Annotated in this window: 14 protein-coding genes and 1 tRNA gene; 5 read left to right on the top strand and 10 right to left on the bottom strand. The window is 74.1% G+C overall.

Annotated features, from left to right (window positions below):
* Positions 1-68 precede the first annotated feature (68 nt).
* On the top strand, positions 69-3,278 hold the full coding sequence (locus WAA21_RS05085) for a M14 family metallopeptidase (RefSeq protein WP_336921684.1): 3,210 nt from the start codon (positions 69-71) through the stop codon (positions 3,276-3,278).
* Between the two features lie 293 nt (positions 3,279-3,571).
* Here the strand turns inward: WAA21_RS05085 and WAA21_RS05080 are convergent, their stop codons facing one another.
* The 3 genes from WAA21_RS05080 to WAA21_RS05070 are packed head-to-tail and all read right to left on the bottom strand — an operon-like array spanning position 3,572 to position 7,339.
* A complete protein-coding gene (locus tag WAA21_RS05080) occupies positions 3,572-4,723 on the bottom strand; it encodes a glutathione-independent formaldehyde dehydrogenase (protein WP_336921683.1) in 1,152 nt (383 codons plus the stop codon).
* A 43-nt stretch (positions 4,724-4,766) separates the two neighbouring features.
* Positions 4,767-5,969 (bottom strand): cation:proton antiporter, encoded by a 1,203-nt coding sequence (locus tag WAA21_RS05075; protein ID WP_336921682.1) that lies wholly within the window; start codon positions 5,967-5,969, stop codon positions 4,767-4,769.
* Positions 5,966-7,339 carry an alpha-hydroxy-acid oxidizing protein gene (locus WAA21_RS05070; RefSeq protein ID WP_336921681.1) on the bottom strand — a complete coding sequence of 458 codons (1,374 nt, stop codon included), beginning with the start codon at positions 7,337-7,339 and terminating at the stop codon, positions 5,966-5,968. Before WAA21_RS05070 ends, WAA21_RS05075 begins: the two co-directional genes overlap by 4 nt.
* A 66-nt stretch (positions 7,340-7,405) precedes the next feature.
* On the opposite strand from WAA21_RS05070, the gene WAA21_RS05065 reads away from it, so the two are divergent.
* Positions 7,406-8,161 carry an SDR family NAD(P)-dependent oxidoreductase gene (locus tag WAA21_RS05065; RefSeq protein ID WP_336921680.1) on the top strand — a complete coding sequence of 252 codons (756 nt, stop codon included), beginning with the start codon at positions 7,406-7,408 and terminating at the stop codon, positions 8,159-8,161.
* Positions 8,162-8,164: 3 nt separating this feature from the next.
* Entirely contained in the window at positions 8,165-9,367 is a 1,203-nt protein-coding gene (locus WAA21_RS05060) for a cation:proton antiporter domain-containing protein (protein WP_336921679.1), read from the top strand.
* Between the two features lie 125 nt (positions 9,368-9,492).
* Here the strand turns inward: WAA21_RS05060 and WAA21_RS05055 are convergent, their stop codons facing one another.
* The 4 genes from WAA21_RS05055 to WAA21_RS05040 form a co-directional block, all read right to left on the bottom strand.
* A complete protein-coding gene (locus WAA21_RS05055) occupies positions 9,493-10,887 on the bottom strand; it encodes an HNH endonuclease signature motif containing protein (protein ID WP_336921678.1) in 1,395 nt (464 codons plus the stop codon).
* 38 nt (positions 10,888-10,925) lie between these two features.
* Positions 10,926-11,456: a DUF421 domain-containing protein gene (locus WAA21_RS05050; RefSeq protein WP_336921677.1), complete on the bottom strand. Its 531-nt coding sequence runs from the start codon at positions 11,454-11,456 to the stop codon at positions 10,926-10,928.
* Positions 11,457-11,481: 25 nt separating this feature from the next.
* Positions 11,482-11,552, bottom strand: a tRNA-Gly gene (locus WAA21_RS05045).
* An 84-nt stretch (positions 11,553-11,636) separates the two neighbouring features.
* Entirely contained in the window at positions 11,637-12,725 is a 1,089-nt protein-coding gene (locus WAA21_RS05040) for an NAD(P)/FAD-dependent oxidoreductase (RefSeq protein WP_336921676.1), read from the bottom strand.
* Positions 12,726-12,965: 240 nt separating this feature from the next.
* On the opposite strand from WAA21_RS05040, the gene WAA21_RS05035 reads away from it, so the two are divergent.
* On the top strand, positions 12,966-14,825 hold the full coding sequence (locus tag WAA21_RS05035; protein WP_336921675.1) for an acyl-CoA dehydrogenase: 1,860 nt from the start codon (positions 12,966-12,968) through the stop codon (positions 14,823-14,825).
* A 90-nt stretch (positions 14,826-14,915) separates the two neighbouring features.
* Here WAA21_RS05035 and WAA21_RS05030 read toward each other — a convergent pair whose 3' ends face one another.
* Positions 14,916-15,359, bottom strand: coding sequence for a ferritin-like domain-containing protein (locus WAA21_RS05030; RefSeq protein WP_336921674.1), 444 nt, complete (start codon positions 15,357-15,359; stop codon positions 14,916-14,918).
* An 84-nt stretch (positions 15,360-15,443) separates the two neighbouring features.
* On the opposite strand from WAA21_RS05030, the gene WAA21_RS05025 reads away from it, so the two are divergent.
* Entirely contained in the window at positions 15,444-15,866 is a 423-nt protein-coding gene (locus WAA21_RS05025; protein ID WP_336921673.1) for a DUF1810 domain-containing protein, read from the top strand.
* Between the two features lie 15 nt (positions 15,867-15,881).
* Here the strand turns inward: WAA21_RS05025 and WAA21_RS05020 are convergent, their stop codons facing one another.
* Both WAA21_RS05020 and WAA21_RS05015 read right to left on the bottom strand, forming a co-directional pair.
* On the bottom strand, positions 15,882-16,523 hold the full coding sequence (locus tag WAA21_RS05020; RefSeq protein WP_336921672.1) for a class I SAM-dependent DNA methyltransferase: 642 nt from the start codon (positions 16,521-16,523) through the stop codon (positions 15,882-15,884).
* 107 nt (positions 16,524-16,630) lie between these two features.
* Entirely contained in the window at positions 16,631-17,371 is a 741-nt protein-coding gene (locus WAA21_RS05015; protein WP_336921671.1) for a fasciclin domain-containing protein, read from the bottom strand.
* Positions 17,372-17,405: the final 34 nt, after the last annotated feature.

Below are 17,405 nucleotides of genomic sequence, written 5' to 3'. Positions count from 1 at the left end.
ACCGTTGACAGCGCGACCGCCCCGGCGCAGAGTGCCCGCCACCGTCACCGGCCACCTGGGGGACACCCATGCGTCGTACCGCGCCCGCCCTGCTCGCCGCCACCGCCCTCGTCGCCGGTCTGCTCGGCGCCTCCACCGCGGCGGCGTCGCCGCCGGACGACGTCCCGGGACCGGACGAGCGGTACGACGTCTGGACCGGTGATGTCACCCTCGACCAGGTCGAGGACATCGTCGGTCTCGGGGTCGACCGGCACGAGCTCGACGTCGCGGCCCTGGCCCGCCAGCGGGGCAAGGACGCGCGCGCCAGGGTCGAGGTCATCCTCAGCGGCAAGGAGGCCGAGCGCCTGCAGCGCAAGGGCCTGGACCTCGAGCTCAAGGAGGTCGAGGACGGCGAGTCCGTCGCCCTGCGCGCCACCGCGCTCCAGGAGAGCGGCTACGAGGTGTGGCAGAAGTACTCCGGCCCCGGCGGCCTCAAGGAGGAGGTCGAGCAGGCCGCCCGCGAGCACCCGCGCATCGCGAAGGCCGTCACCATCGGCCAGAGCGTGCAGGGCCAGGACATCGTCGCGGTGAAGGTGACCCGCAACGCCCGGCAGGTGCCCGACGGCCAGCGCCCCGCCGTCGTCTACCTGTCCGCGCAGCACGCGCGGGAGTGGATCACCCCGGAGATGACGACCCGGCTGCTGCACCACGTGCTCGACTCCTACGGCCGCGACCGCGAGATCACCGAGCTCGTCAGCAGCCGCGAGCTGTGGTTCGTGCCCGTCGCGAACCCCGACGGGTACGACTTCACCTTCGAGCCCGGCCAGCGGCTGTGGCGCAAGAACCTCCGCGACAACAACGGTGACGGCACCATCACCCCGGGCGACGGCGTCGACCTCAACCGCAACTACCCGTACAAGTGGGGCTACGACAACGAGGGCTCCTCGCCGAACCCCTCGAGCGAGACCTACCGCGGCCCAGCCCCGGGCTCCGAGCCGGAGACCCAGGCCCTCGACGCCTTCATCGCCGACCTCGACCCCGAGTTCTTCGTCAACTACCACTCGGCGGCCGAGCTGCTGCTCTACGGCATCGGCTGGCAGGTCGCGACACCGTCGCCCGACGACGTCATCTACGAGGCGCTCGCCGGCGACGACGCCGAGCCCGCGGTGCCGGGCTACGACCCCGACATCTCCGCGGAGCTGTACACGACCAACGGCGACACCGACACGCACCTGCAGGAGCTGTACGGCACGCTCGGGTTCACCCCCGAGATGTCGACGTGCGAGGCCGCGTCGGCGGTCGACCCCGACGACGAGTGGGACCCGGCGGAGTGCGGCAGCGGGTTCGAGTTCCCCGACGACGAGGGCCTCGTGCAGGCGGAGTTCGAGAAGAACATCCCGTTCGCTCTGTCGGTCGCGCGCTCGGCGGCCGACCCCGACGACCCGGTGACGGTGACGGGCCGGACCGCCGCCGACTTCGTCGTCGACACGTTCGACGTCTCCTACGGCGACCCGCAGACCGTCGCCGTCACCGCCAAGCGCGCCCTTCGCAACCTGCTGCTGCGCTACCGGGTCGACGGCGGCCCGGTGCGGACCGCGCGCGCCGCGGAGTGGACGGGCGGCGAGCGCTACGGCGACGAGAACGACGACTACTACGCGGAGTACCGCGGGGCGGTCAGCGGCGCCGGCGAGGGCAGCGCGGTCGAGGTGTGGTTCACGGGCGTCAAGCCCGGGACCGGGCCCGTGGCCAGCGACCGCTTCACGTACACCGTCGAGTCCGACAGCGGCGACGACGTCCTCGTCATCGCCAACGAGGACTACACGGGCGTCAACCCCGACTACCCCGACTCGGTGACGGCACCGAAGTACCTCGACGCCCACGTCCAGGCGGTCGAGGACGCGGGCTACAGCGCGGACACGTGGGACGTCGACGCCCAGGGCGTGCCGCACGACCTCGGCGTGCTGTCGCACTACGACGCCGTCGTCTGGTACCTCGGCGACAACCGGATCACGCAGGACCCGGAGGACCTGCTGACGGAGTCGCCGTTCGGGCCGCTGCCCGACGCCTCGGTCGCCGAGCGCCAGCAGTACCTCACGCTCGCCGTGCGGGACTACCTCAACGAGGGCGGCGCCCTCGTGCACGCCGGTGAGACGGTCCAGTACCAGGGCCTGTCCGGCATCAGCACCGCCGTCGGCGGCCTGTACTACGGCCTCAACGGCGCCCCCGACGAGGAGTGCGTCGTCTCGCCCCGCCCCACGGGCAGCACCGCGGGCTTCTTCGACGACTGCCTCATCCTCGCCGACGACTTCCGCCAGTACTGGCTCGGCGCGTACACGCGCTCCGACACCACGGGGCCCCAGGGAATCGCGGGCGTCGCGGACCCGATCGAGGGCTTCTCGGCCGCGCTGGGCGGGCCGGTCGTCGAGGGGGACAACCCGCTCGACGAGGCCGGTGTCTTCGTCCCGACCAGCGACGTGCTGCCGCCGGAGGACTTCCCGCAGTTCGCGGACTCGCGCGGGGCGGTCGAGTACTCCTCGGCCGACGGCAGCCGGCCGTTCGCGCCGGTCGAGGGCGAGCGCTACGCGGGCGCCCTGCACGGCGACGACACGTGGACGCGCCTCACGCGCACCGTCGCGGTCCCGGCCGGCAGCACGGCGCAGCTGCAGCTGCAGCTGCAGTACGCCGTGGAGCCGGGCTACGACCACGTCGTCGTCGAGGCCCGGACGGCGGGCGGGGACGACTGGACGACCCTGCCGGACCTGAACGGCGGCACGAACACCGACGTGCCGGCGGAGTGCGAGGCCGGCTTCTTCCTCGAGTCGCACCCGTTCCTCGCCCGGTACCTGACGGTCGACCCGGCCGGGTGCACCGCGACCGGCACGAGCGGGGAGTGGAACTCCTTCACCGGCGCCAGCGACGGCTGGACCGAGGCGGCGTTCGACCTCTCGGCCTACGCCGGCTCGACGGTCGAGGTGTCCGTCTCCTACGTCACCGACCCGGCGTTCGGGGAGGTCGGCGCCTTCGTCGACGACACCCGCGTGGTCGTCGACGGCCAGGTGGTCGACGCGGACGGGTTCGAGGGCGCGACGTCGGCGTGGACCGTCACCGGCCCGCCGCCCGGCAGCCCGGGCAACGCCTCAGACTGGCAGGTCGGGGTCGAGGGCCTCGTGCAGGTCTTCGGCGGCACGGCGACCGACTCGACCCTGCTGCTGGGCGTCGGTCTGGAGCAGGTCGCGAGCGCCGAGGACCGCGCCGAGCTCCTGCGGCGGGCCCTGGACGGACTCGTCGGGCGGCCCTGAGGCACGGACGGCAGCGGCCCCGCGGACTCGCGGGGCCGCTGCCCGCTCGCGCGGGCGCGCCGCTCACCCGCGACGATGGCCGCGCGTAGACACGACCCGCAGGCGAGCAGCAGGAGGAGACATGAGCGAGCAGCCCGACCACGAGCTCGAGGTGCTGGAGACCGACGAGACGGTCCCGCCCCGTCCCGAGGAGGAGGCGGCGGACACCGTCCGCGAGCGGCCCTGACGCACCGGGCCGCCCGCGGGCGCACACGCGCCCGCGGGCGGCCGGACCCGGTCGGCGACGCCTGCGGTCAGGCGACCGCGCCGTGCGGGTTGAGCAGGACCTTGGTCCAGCCGGACTCCCGGTTGTCGAAGCGCTCGTAGCCCTCCACCGCCTCGTCGAGGCCGAGGTGGTGGCTCACGATGAACGACGGCCGCGCCCGGCCCGCGACGATGAGGTCGCGCAGCTGGCGGTTGTAGCGCATGACCGGCGCCTGGCCGGTGCCCATCGACTGGCCCTTCGTGAAGAACGTCCCGTAGTCCCAGCCGATCCGGCCCTCCTTGGCGCCCTCGGTCGCGGCCCCGGGGTCCTCCGGCACGTAGACGCCGACCACGCCGATGCCGCCGGTGGAGCGGACGGCCTGCACGAGCTGGTCGAGCACGAGCGACGGGTTCTCGTCGCCGGAGGCGTCGTGGGCCTGGTACCCGACCGCCTCGACACCACGGTCGCAGCCGCGGCCCTGCGTCAGCTCGGTGAGCTGCTCGACGGGGTCGCCGGCCGAGTAGTCGACGGGGATGCCGCCGATCTCCTCGGCGAGACGCAGCCGGTCCGCCTCCTTGTCGACGACGAAGACGCGAGCCGCGCCCTTGATGAGCGCGCTGTGGGCGGCCATGAGGCCGACCGGGCCGCCGCCGAAGACGACGACGTCCTCACCCGGGCTGACGCCGGCGAGCTCGGTGCCGTGCCAGCCCGTCGGGAAGATGTCGCTCAGCATGGTGAAGTCGTCCTCGTGCTCGCCGCCCTCGGGCAGCTCGAGGAGGTTGACGTCGGCGAAGGGGACCCGCAGGTACTCCGCCTGCCCACCGTCGTACGGGCCCATGTTCGCGTAGCCGTAGGCCGCGCCGTCCATGCCGTCGATCGGGTTCGTGCGCAGGCAGAACGACGTCCAGCCGTGCAGGCAGTTGCGGCACGAGCCGCACGCGATGTTGAAGGGCACGGAGACGCGGTCTCCGACCTCGATCCGGGAGACGGCGGGTCCGACCTCCTCGACGACGCCCATGTTCTCGTGGCCGAGGACCTTGCCCTCCTCGACGGTGGTCCGACCCTCGTACATGTGGAGGTCGGAGCCGCAGATGTTGGTCGTGGTGATGCGGATGACGGCGTCCGTCGGGTCCTGCACGCGGGCGTCGGGGACGTCCTCCACGGCGACGGACCTGGGGCCTCGGTAGACGACTGCTCTCATGCGCACTCGGGTACCCGGTTCGCCGGGGTCGACAAACCGGACATCACGGACCGGTGCGTCCCTCCTCGGGCACCGGTGCCTGCTGCGGCCAGCGCGTGAAGGACCGCGCCACGAGCACGTCCGTCGAGGAGTGGGCGAGGATCGACAGCGCGACCGTGATGGCGACGAGGTGGAAGAGCTGGTCGGCCTCCGCGATGCCGGAGTTGAGGACGAGCAGCCCGTACACGACCGAGGCGAAGCCCTTCGGCCCGAACCACGCCGCCGCGGCCTGCTCCCGCCACGGCAGGTCCGCGCCGACGAACGACAGCGCGATGGCGACCGGGCGCGCCACGACGATGGCGAGGACGGCGAAGAGGTAGCCGAGGCCCGACACCTCGCCGAGGAACTGCGGCGAGATGAGGGCGCCGAACACGAGCAGCGCCGCGAGCTTGAGCACCTCGGTCACCACCTCCCCGACCGGGTGGAACGCCTCCCGCTGCGCCGGTCCGACGGTCGCCACGGTGACGCCCGCGGCGAAGGCGGCGAGGAAGAGGTTGGCGTGCGTGGCCATGCCGAGGGCGAGCACGAGCAGCCCGATCGCGACGGCGTTGAGCGGTGCGTACGCGGCGGAGGAGGCGAAGAAGCGGCTGGACTCCAGCCGGATGGCGACGAGGGGGACCACGACGCCGATGAGGATGCCGAGCGCCACCTCGCCCGCGAGCGCGCCGGGGTGGAGGTCCTCCGACTGCGACGCGACGGCGAGGAAGACGACGACGAAGGGCAGGGCGAGACCGTCGTTGACGCCGGACTCGACGTTGAGCAGGTGCCGCAGCCGCGGTGGCACCTTCTCGTCGCCGACGAGCGCCGCGGCGAAGACCGGGTCGGTGGGGGCGAGCACGGCGCCGAGCAGCAGCGACTCCACCCAGCCGAGCCCGAGGAGGAGGTGCGCGAGCAGCGCGGTGACGGCGAGGGTGAGCGGCAGGCCGAGCGCGAGCGCGCGGCCGGGCAGCCGCCACGCCGAGCGCAGGTCGCGCCACCCCACCCGCATCCCGTCGGTGAAGAGCACGGAGAACAGCGCCAGCTCCGCGAGCCCGGCGACGACCTCGTCGTCGGGGTCGAGCGGCACCAGCCCCGTCACGCCGTCACCGACGACGAAACCGGCGACGAGGAACAGGACCGCGGTCGACAGCACCGTCCGGCCGGCGAGCGAGGAGACGAGGACCGCCACGAGCAGGCAGGCCGCGAACACGAGCAGCAGTGCGGTCACGCGGGTGCCCCCCCGTCGGCGGTGCCCACCACGTCGTCGGCGCCGGGCACCGACGACGCCGTGCTCCCGCCGAGGACGCCGGGCTGACGCAGGTCCGCGACGTCGCGCGCGCCGAGCAGCGCGAGGGTGAGGTCGAGCTCCGCGAGCACGTTGCGCACCACCTCACCGACCCCCGCGGCACCACCGACGGCCAGCCCGTAGGCCCAGGGCCGCCCGAGACCCACGAGGTCGGCGCCGAGGGCGAGCGCCTTCGCGACGTCGGCGCCGGTCCGCACGCCGCTGTCGAAGAGGACGGGCACGCGGCCGCCGACGCGGGCGACGACGGCGGGCAGCGCGTCGAGCGCACCGACCGCGCCGTCGACCTGGCGCCCCCCGTGGTTCGACACGACGACGCCGTCCACCCCGGCGTCGAGCGCGCGGGACGCGTCGTCGGCGTGCTGCACGCCCTTGAGCAGGATCGGCAGCCGCGTCCGCTCCCGCAGCCGTGCGAGGTGCTGCCACGTGAGGTCGCTGCGCGAGAACACGTCGAGGAAGGTCTCGACCGCCGCGCGCGGCAGCGGCGAGCGGAGGCGCTCGGCGAACGACCCGCCGGGGAAGCGCGCGGTGAGCGAGGCGAGCGTCGCGAGGGCCGCCGGCGTCGGCCGGGGCCGCGGGCCGCTCGGTGCGGTCCGCGCCCGGCGGTGCACGAGCTCGAGGAACACGGGGTCGGACGTGTACTGCGCGATGCCCTCACCGCGCGCGAACGGCAGGTGGCCGAGGTCCAGGTCCCGCGGCCGCCAGCCGAGCACATGCGTGTCGAGGGTGACGACGAGGGCGGAGGCGCCGGCCGCCTCCGCACGCCGGACCAGGCTGGTCACGAGGTCGTCGTCGCGGCTCCAGTAGAGCTGGAACCACCACTCTCCACCGCCGAGCGCGCGCGCCGTGTCCTCCATCGGGGTCGACGCCTGCGTCGACACGACGAGGGGCACGCGGGCCGCCCCGGCCGCACGGGCCACCGCGAGATCCGCGTCCCGCCGGACCAGACCCATGGCGCCCATGGGCGCGAGCAGCAGCGGGGTCGCACGCCGACGGCCCAGCACCTCGGTGCCGAGGTCGCGCACGGCGACGTCGCGGAGCACCCGCGGCACCAGACGGTGGCGGTCGAGGGCGGCCCGGTTCGCCGCCGCCGTCGCCTCCGTGCCCGCCGAGCCGGCCACGTACGCCCACGCCCGGCGGCTCATGGCCCGGCGCGCCGCACGCTGCAGCCGGTCCGGCGCGACCGGTACCCGCGGCCGTCGCCCCAGGGCGCCGGCGCGGTAGACGTGCGACTGGACGGCCCGCCCGAGCGTGTCGCGGGGTGGCGCGGACCCGGGTCCCGTCGCGGAGGTCATGACCACTGCCTACCCCGGGGACCGGTCCGGGGCATCCCCTGGGCGCCAGGTGGGTACGGCACCGGCATGACGCAGAGGTTCGAGGGACGACGGGTGCTCGTCACGGGCGGCAGCCGCGGCATCGGCGCGGACGTCGCCGTGGCGTTCGCGAGGGAGGGCGCGGCCGTGGCGGTCAACGGCCGCTCGCGCTCCGACGCGCTGGAGGACGTGCTCCGCCGGTGCGAGGAGGCCGGCGCGACCGCGGTCGCCGCCGTCGGCGACGTGTCCGACGCCGAGCAGGCGGCCCAGGCGGTGCGGACCGCACAGGAACGGCTCGGCGGGCTGGACGTGCTGGTGAACAACGCCGGCACGCTGAACGAGTCGCCGCTGGTCGACCTCGAGCTGGAGCAGTGGGACGCCATGGTCGCCAGCGACCTCCGCAGCGTCTACCTGTGCACCCACGAGGCCCTGCCCGGCATGGTCGAGCAGGGGTGGGGGCGCGTCATCAACCTCACGTCGCAGCTCGCGGTGAAGGGCGCACCGGGCATGGCGCACTACAGCGCGGCGAAGGCCGGCGTCATCGGCTTCACCCGCTCGGTCGCGCGCGAGGTCGCGCAGGAGGGCGTCCTCGTGAACGCGGTCGCGCCGGGGCCGGTCGAGACGGACATGACCGACGACCTCGACGACGACTGGAAGCAGCAGAAGACCGCCGAGCTGCCGCTCGGGCGCTTCGCCCGGGTCGAGGAGATCACCCCGAGCGTGCTGCTGCTCGCGGCCTCGCCCGACGGCGACGTGTACGTCGGGCAGACGCTGCACCCCAACAGCGGCGACGTGATGCCCTGAGCCGTGCTCGTCGACCTGCTTCTCCTGGCCTCCGCCGTCCTCGCGGTCGGCTACGTCGCCGTCGCGCGCCCCTTCGACCGCGCACCCCTGTCGCTGCCGCTCGTCGCGCTCCTCGCCGGGGTCGCGCTCGGCCCGTGGGGTGCGGGCGTGCTCGACGTCCCCTCGCTCGCGGAGGACCCCGAGGCGCTGGAGCACCCGCTCCGGATCCTGCTGGCCCTGTCGGTCATGGGCGTCGCGCTGCGCTACCCGGTGCACGCCTTCCGGTCGGTCGCGCGCCCCGTCCTGCTGCTCCTGCTCGTCGTCATGCCGGTCATGGCGGTGGTGACGGGCGTCCTCGCGTGGGCCACGCTCGGCATGCCGCTGGCCGCAGCGGCGCTCGTGGGTGCCGCCTGCTCCCCCACGGACCCGGTGCTCGCCTCCAGCGTCGTGACCGGCGCGCCCGCGGAGCGCGACGTGCCCGCCCGCACCCGGCAGATCGTGAGCGCGGAGTCGGGGGCGAACGACGGCCTCGCGCTGCCGGTGGTGCTCGTCGCGCTCGCGGTGGCGGGCGCCACGAGCGGCGCGCAGGCGGCGCTGGACGCGCTCCGTGAGGTCGGCGGGGCGGTGGTGCTCGGCGTGCTCGCGGGGGCCGCGACGGGCCTTGCGCTGCGTCGGGCCGAGGACCACCGCGTGAGCTCCCACGGCCCCCGGCTGGTGGTGACGGCTCTGCTCGCGCTCGGCGTGCTCGGCGCCTCGGGCGTCCTGCGCCTCGACGGCGTGCTGGCGTCGTTCGTCGCCGGGCTCGCCTTCAACGCCGCCGCGACCGGACCCGACCGGACGCAGGACGTCGAGGTGGACGAGGCGGTCAACAAGGTGGCCGTCCTCCCGCTCTTCCTCGTGCTCGGCGCCGAGCTGCCGTGGCAGCAGTGGGCCGACTTCGGGGCCGGCGCCGTCCTGCTCGTGCTCGGCGCGCTCGTGCTGCGCCGGCTGCCGATCGTCCTGCTGCTCGCTCGTCCGCTGGGGCTGGGGTGGCCGCAGGCGGCGTTCGCCGGCTGGTTCGGACCCGTCGGGGTCTCGGCGTTGTTCTACGCGGTCCTCGAGCACCGGGAGGCCGACGTGTCCGCCGAGGTCGTCGCCGCGGTGATGCTCGTGGTCGTCGCGAGCACGGTGGTGCACGGTGTCACGACCCTCCCCGGCCGCCGCCTGCTCGCCCGCGCCACAAACTGACGCCGCTCGTCGCCGTACCGTCCACCACCCCACCGCCGGTGCTCCGGCGCCCGCGCGTTATCGCTCCCTGCGCGTCGCCGCCCCTGCGTTCCCCGTCCGCTCCACCGGCCGTCGCGTCGGTCGGTCTACGTCCGCCGGGTGTAGGTGACCTGTTTGCGTCCGGTGCGGTCGGTGGTGACGGAGTGCTGGTAGGTGGGGTCGTGGACGCGTCGGTGGTGGTGCCCGCACAACGGGACGGCCTTGGCGAGGTCGGTGGTGCCGCCGGTGGACCAGGGGTCCTCGTGGTGCAGCTCGGTCCACGCGTAGGGCCGGTCGCAGTCTCGGGCGGCGCACGTGTCGTACACGGTGGCCAGGGCGGTGCGGTGGGCCTCGGTGAAGAACCGGCCGGCCCGGCCGAGGTCCAGCGGCAGCGAGGCACCCCCGAGGACGGCGGGTACGACACCGGCCCCGCACGCCAGGCGCCGGGCCTGCCCGGCCGAGACCGCGTGTCCGGTGTCCAGGCGGGCGGTGCCGAGGTTCCCGGTCGCCTCGTGCAGCTGGGCGAGGCTCATCGTGACCACGACGGTGGCGGCGACCTTGCCGTGCAGCCGGTCGGTCGGCAGGTGCTCCAGCAGGTCCGCCAACGCCAGGCCCCGCTGGTTCGCCCGCTTCTGCGCCGTCGGCGCCGCCATCTGCGCCTGCTGCCGCCCAGTCGCCGTAGACGGCTCACCTCTGCCTGGCTCACCCGCGCCGGGCCCGCCGGGCTGCTTCGTGCCGGGCTCACCTGTATCCGTGCGCCGCGAGCGGCGGGGTGCGGTCATCTGCTGCACCGCCTTCACCAGCACCGCCGCGGAGGCACTGGGCAGGGTCGCCCACACATCGGTGGTGCCGTCGGTGTTGTCCCGCCACGACAACCGCGCCCTCGCCCGCGCGCGTTCCTCCTCCGAGCGCTGGACGGTGTCCTCGTGCGCGGCGACGTCTCGCGCCGACAGCCGCGCCGCCTCGACCGCCCGCGCCGCCAGGCGCCGCAGCTCGGCCGGGGACACCTCCCGCGCCCGGGCGACCAGCCGGCGTTCCACCGCCGCCCGGCGTGCCGCGGACAAGCCAGCGGGCAGGTCCCGCATCGCCCGCGCGATTACCGCCGCGGACTCCCGCGGTACGTCCCCGGCGCTCATCGCCTCCCGCGTCACCGGCAACGACACCGCCAGGTCACCGGCCAGCGCCACGTCCGCCGCCGCCGCCGCGCCGCTCGTCTTCGAGCGGCCCGCCAGCCACGCCGACGTCCCCGACGCACCCGAGGACCCCGCGACGTCGGCGGTGTCCGCGGCCCGCACCAACGCCAGGCGCACCGCCTGCCAGCGCGTGATCAACCGGTCCACCTCACGCACCCGCGCCGCCAACCCAGGAAGACCACCGGCACCCGAAGCGGCACGGCTCTCGGCCTCGACCTGCTCCACCAGCCCGTCCAACGCGGCACCGGCGGCGGCCAGGCGCGCGGGCAGCGGGTCCCAGCGAGGGACCTCTACCACCAACGCCGCCATGCAGACACACTACTCGAACATATGTTCGAACACAAGAGCTACTTGCGCTCGGGCACTCGCCCGAACAGGCCGACGTCGCCCCCGCCGACGTCGCCGACCCGGAGCACCGACACCTTGCCGGTCGGCTCGAGCACGGCCACCCGCACGTCCTCGAGCCGCGTGACGCCCTGCTCACGGAGCTTGGCGGCGAGGTCGTCCTGTGTGAACTGGGCGGTCGTGGGCGCGCGCCGCACGTCCATCACCCCGTCGCGCACGAGTCGACGCGGCTCGAAGTCGACGACCCGCGCGACGACGGGGAAGCGCTGCCGCAGGGCACCGATGACCACCTGCAGCACGAACAGCACGGCCACGACGGTCACGCCGTCGGCCACCGTCACCGTGGAGGGCAGCGCAGTCGAACCGACGACCGTTCCCGCCGCCACCGTGACGACGACGTCGAACGCCGACAACTGCGCGAGGGTGCGGCGACCGGCTACCCGGACCAGCGCGAGGACGACGGCGTACACGAGCAGCGTGCGGACCGCGGTGCCGAGAAGCTGCTCCCAGCCGGGGAAGAAAGCGAGAGACATGTCCTCGTCGTACCCAGTCCGGCGGAGCGGATGACGGGAATCGAACCCGCACTGTCGGCTTGGGAAGCCGAAGTTCTACCATTGAACTACATCCGCAGCACCCCTCGACGGGGCGCAGGGGACAGCATAACGGCCCTTCCGCACCGCACGGACGGCCCCGACCCGCGCAGGTCGGCTCCGCTACACCGCGCTCGAGTGCCCGGGGAAGACGTGCGCCGCCGGGTCGAGGTCGACCGCGAGGTTGTTCACGGCCGTCGCCGCCTCGCCGAAGCCCGTCGCGATGAGCTTGACCTTGCCGGGGTAGGTGCAGACGTCACCCGCGGCGTAGACGCGCGCACGTGACGAGCGCATGCACGAGTCCACGACGACGGCACGGTGGTCGAGGTCGAGACCCCAGTGCAGCAGCGGGCCGAGGTCGGCGTGGAAGCCGAGGGCGGCGACGACCGTCGTGGCCGGGATCTCGCGCACCTGACCACTCGTCGCCGGGCGGCAGCCCGTGACCTCCACCGAGGTGAGGAGGCCCTCGACGTCCGCGCGCAGCGCGCTCACCTCCCACCCCCCGAGCAGCGGCACGCCGAGGGTCTGCACCGCGGCGACGGTCCCTGCGTGCGCCCGGAACTGCTCCCGACGGTGCACGAGCGTGACGGAGGAGGCCAGCGGCGCGAGCATGAGCGCCCAGTCGAAGGCCGAGTCCCCGCCCCCGACCACGACGACGTCCTGGCCGGCGAGCCGCTCGGGCTGCGGCACGAAGTGCACGACCCCCTCCCCGTCGAACCCCTCCGCGGCGGGCAGCGGCTTGGGCGTGAACTCCCCCATCCCCGCGGTCACGAGCACCGCCCGGGCCCGGACCGTCCGGCCGTCGACGAGCGAGACGAGGACCCCGTCCTCGGGGTCGTCGACCAGGTCCCTGGCCTGGCAGCCGAGGAGGTACGCGGGCCGGTGACGGGCGGCCTGCTCGACGAGCCCGGCGACCAGGTCGCGACCGCGCACCGCCGGGAAGCCGGCGACGTCGTAGATGAGCTTCTCCGGGTACATCGCCGTCACCTGGCCGCCCGGCTCCGGGAGGGAGTCCACGACCGCGACCGACAGGCCGCGGAACCCCGCGTAGTACGCGGCGTACAACCCGACCGGGCCCGCGCCGACCACGAGGACGTCGACGTCGGCGGCGTGCGGCACCGGCCCCTCGGGTCCCGGCAGCGTCTCGGGCAGCGGCGCCTCGAGCAGTCCGGTCACCTCGGCGGCGCCGCCCGGCTCGAGGGGAGTGCTCACCCGGTCAGGGTGCCCTCCCTACCGGTCGCTGGGAAGGGCAGCGGCCGGGTCCCGTCGGGCCGGACGGCCCGGCAGCCGGCCCCGGTGCGGCTCCGTCACCCTCGCGGCGCAACCCGCGACTCCCGTACCCAACCCGAGCCTTGCCAAAGTTACCCGCCAGTAGCATCCTGCTTGTTACCGGCTGGTAACCGCCGGGCACGACGACGGGGACGTGGGCGTCCCCCAGCGACGGAGGACCTCATGGGCCACTACCGGGCGAACCTGCGCGACCTCGAGTTCAACCTCTTCGAGGTCTTCGGACGGGGCGAGGTGCTCGGCACCGGCGCGTACGCCGACGTCGACCGCGAGACGGCGCACGAGGTGCTCGCCGAGGTCACCCGCCTCGCCGAGCACGAGCTCGCCGAGTCCCTGCTCGACTCCGACGCCCACCCGCCGGTCTTCGACGCGACGACCCACTCGGTGCGCCTGCCGGAGTCGTTCGCCGCGAGCTACCGGGCCTACCTCGACGCCGAGTGGTGGCGCATGGACGTGCCCGCCGAGCTGGGCGGGACCGTCGTCCCGCCCTCGCTGCGCTGGGCCGTCGCCGAGCTCGTGCTCGGGTCCAACCCGGCCGTGCACATGTACTCCTCCGGCTTCGCCTTCGCCAACACCATGTACCGCCTCGGCAACGACGACCAGAAGCGCCTCGCCGGGCACATGGTCGAGCGGCAGTGGGGGGCGACCATGGTGCTCACCGAGCCGGACGCCGGCTCCGACGTGGGCGCCGGTCGGGCGAGGGCCGTGCAGCAGCCGGACGGCACGTGGCACGTGACGGGCGTCAAGCGCTTCATCACCTCCGCCGAGCACGACCTCAGCGACAACGTCGTCCACCTGGTGCTGGCCCGCCCGGAGGGCGCCGGCCCCGGCACCAAGGGCCTGTCGCTGTTCGTCGTCCCCAAGTTCCACGTCGACCCGGAGACGGGAGAGCCCGGCGAGCGCAACGGCGCCTTCGTCACCGACGTCGAGCACAAGATGGGCCTCAAGGTCTCGACCACGTGCGAGGTGCGCTTCGGCGAGGTCGACGGCATCCCGGCGGTCGGCACCCTGCTCGGCGACGTCCACGACGGCATCGCGCAGATGTTCAAGATCATCGAGTACGCCCGGATGATGGTCGGCACCAAGGCCATCGCCACCCTGTCCACGGGCTACCTCAACGCCCTGGACTACGCCAAGCAGCGGGTGCAGGGCGCGGACCTGCTCCGCTCCGCGGACAAGACCGCCCCGCGCGTCACCATCACGCACCACCCGGACGTGCGCCGCTCCCTCATGACGCAGAAGGCGTACGCGGAGGGCCTGCGCGCCCTCATCGCCTACACCGCGACGTTCCAGGACGCGGTCGACGCCGCCGAGCGCCGCGGCGAGCGCGACGAGCTCGCCGAGCGCGTCAACGACCTGCTCCTGCCGCTCGTCAAGGGCTGCGGGTCGGAGCGCTCGTGGGTGCTGCTCGGCACCGAGAGCCTGCAGACGTTCGGTGGGTCGGGCTTCCTCGCCGACTACCCCGTCGAGCAGTACGTGCGCGACGCGAAGATCGACACCCTGTACGAGGGCACGACGGCCATCCAGGGCCTCGACTTCTTCTTCCGCAAGATCGTGCGTGACAAGGGTCGGGCGCTGTCGCACGTCGCCTCGCAGATCCAGGAGACGGTCAAGGGCGACGACGGCACGGGCGCCCTCGCGGCCGAGCGCGAGCTGCTCGCCCAGGCCCTCGACGACGTCCAGGGCATCGTCGGGGCCATGACGGGCTTCGCGATGTCCGCGGACCCGCGCACCGGCGCGGAGGCCGACCCGAGGGACCTGTACAAGGTCGGGCAGAACACGACGCGCCTCCTGCTGGCCGCCGGCGACCTCGTCGTCGGCTGGCTGCTGGTGCGCCAGGCCGAGGTGGCGCTCGCCGCCCTCGCCTCCGACGGCGTGAGCGCCGCCGACCGGGACTTCTACACCGGCAAGGTGGCGGCGGCGCGCTTCTTCGCGCGCACCGTCCTGCCGCGGCTGACCGCCGAGCGGCGCATCGCCGAGACGACGGACAACGACCTCATGGACGTGCCCGAGAGCGCCTTCTGACGCCTCGAAGCACCGACGCGACGACGGGACCGAGCAGCTGCCCGGTCCCGTCGTCGTGCGTGCGCAAGCGGCCTGGTCGGCCGCGGCGGCTCAGCTCGCGGAGCGCAGCGAGCGGACCTCGTCACGCGCCGCGACGACCTCGCCGTGCTGGCGCGACACGACCTGCCGGAAGCCGTCGCTCAGGTCCTGCTTGAGCGCGTCGTCGTAGGCGTCGACGCTGTGGTCCTCGCCCTGCAGGGCGGCGTCGAGCACGCCCGTGGGGCTGTCGCCGGTCACGGCGTCCTTGAGCGCGAGCCAGCCGCGGTGCGCGGCGGCGGCGACGGAGCCGCTCTCGTCCACGTCGTCGCCGTAGGCGTGGCCCATGTCGACGATCTCCTGGGCGAACTGCGCGCGCTGCTGCGAGTAGCGCGTCATGGTGGCCGCCCACTCGGGGCGGTCGCTGTCGGTGAGCTTCTGCGCGGCCTCGCTGTAGCCCCGCTCGCCGTCCTTGAGGATGGAGACGAGGTCCTTGGCGGCCTTCTTGTCATCGGACATGCTGCGACGGTTCCCCCGAGGCGCACGGGGCGAAACGCCGCACACCGGGGTGCCGCGCGGCCGGCGGTGCGCGAGGGTCGGGGCGTGGCAGACGACCTCGGGCGCTTCGTCGACGCGCAGGACACGGGCGGCACGTACGAGCAGGCGCTCGCGGAGCTGCGCGCGGGCCGCAAGCGCAGCCACTGGATGTGGTTCGTCTTCCCGCAGGTCGCCGGGCTCGGGCGCAGCAGCACGGCGCAGCACTACGCCGTCGCGGGCCTCGTCGAGGCGCGGGAGTACCTCGCGCACCCCGTGCTGGGGCCGCGGCTGCGGGAGGCGGCGGGCGCCGTCGCGGACGGTCCGACGCCGGACCCGGTGTCGTTGCTCGGCGACGTCGACGCGCTCAAGCTGCGCTCGTCGATGACCCTGTTCGCCCATGCGGCACCGGACGAGCCGGTGTTCCGGCGCGTGCTCGACCGGCTGTACGGCGGCGAGGAGGACGAGCGGACGCTCGACCTGCTCCGCTGAGCCCCGACGGCCCGCTCACGACGGCCTGCCGGCCGCCAGGAGGACCTGCGGTGGCTGCGTCCCGCGGGCCGGGAAGCGGAGCTCCACGTCCACCTCGAGCCCTGTGGCGGCCAGCAGGCGGCCCAGCTGCTCGGGGAGCCAGCGGTGGGTGGTCCAGCGGACCGGCACCCCGCCGTACGCCTCGGTGCGCCGCAGGTCCTCCGTGCCCACGTGCGTGCCGAGCAGCAGCCGGCCGCCGGGCACGAGCGCCCGCGCCATGCCGGACAGGACCGTCGGCAGCACGTCGCGGGGCAGGTTGAACCACGACCACCAGCCGAGCACACCACCGAGCGACGCCTCCGCCAGGTCGAGCTCCGTGACGGAGGCGACCCGCACGTCGAGATCCGGGTGCAGCCGACGCGCGTGCTCGACCATGCGGGGCGAGAGGTCGACGGCCCGCACGTCGAGGCCGAGGCCCGCGAGGTGGGCCGCGACGTGACCGGGTCCGCAGCCGGCGTCGAGGACCGGCCCGAGGCCGCTCACCTGCTCGGCGAAGGCCGCGAGCGCCGCCCGCAGCCACGGCTCGTCGTCGAGCCGCCCCAGGCCGAGGTCGACGTAGGCGTCCGCGACCCGGTCGTAGGAGTCGCGCACGGCGTCGAGGTCGCTCGGCCCGCTCACGGTGACGGACGCTAGCGGCGGGGTCGGACACCGCTCCTGACGGACGGGACGACGCAGCGGGGCGGTGGTGGTCCACCGCCCCGCTGCGCGTGGGCGCACCTACCCCGTCAGGAGGTGGCCGGCATGAGGACACCGTCGATCAGGTAGACGGTGGCGTTCGCGGTGGTGACCCCGCCGCAGATGACCGAGGCGTCGTTCACCATGAGCATGTCGGCCTCGCCGGTCACCTCGACCTCGCCGCCCTGGACCGTGGTCTGGGTCGTGCCGGCGAGCTCGTCGGGGCTGATCTGCCCGGGGACGACGTGGTACGTGAGGATGCTCGTCAGCAGGTCGGCATCGGTCTGCAGCGTCTCGACCGTCGCGGCGTCGAGGGCCGCGAACGCGTCGTCGACCGGCGCGAACACGGTGAACTCGTCGCCGTTGAGCGTGTCGACGAGGTCGACGTCCGGGTTCAGCTCACCGGAGACGGCGGCCGTCAGCTGGGTGAGGATCGGGTTGTTGGAGGCGGCGACGGCCACGGGGTCGTCGCTCATGCCCTCGACGGAGCCCTCGCCGTCCGGGGCGATCTCGGTCGCGAACATCTCGCAGCCGGGACCCACCGGGCCGGCCATGGCCATGTCGTCGGTGCTCGACATGTCGTCCATCGGCTCCTCGGAGGCCATGTCGTCCATGGGCTCCTCGCTGGCCATGTCGGTCGTCTCGTCCATGGCCTCGGCCGTGGCGGTGTCGACCGCGCCGGCCGCGGCGTCGGTCGCCGCGTCGGTCGTGTCCTCGGCGCCGCCACCGCAGGCGGCGAGGACCAGGGCGGCGGTGATGGCGACGGGGGCGAGGCTGAGGTGGCGCTTCATGGGTGTCTCCTTCGGTCGGGTGCCCGGTCTCTCC

The organism is Aquipuribacter sp. SD81 (genome assembly GCF_037153975.1).
GTDB lineage: Bacteria > Actinomycetota > Actinomycetes > Actinomycetales > JBBAYJ01 > Aquipuribacter.
The sequence above is the reverse complement of the archived record's forward strand: the minus strand, read 5'-3'. Positions and strand labels throughout refer to the sequence as shown.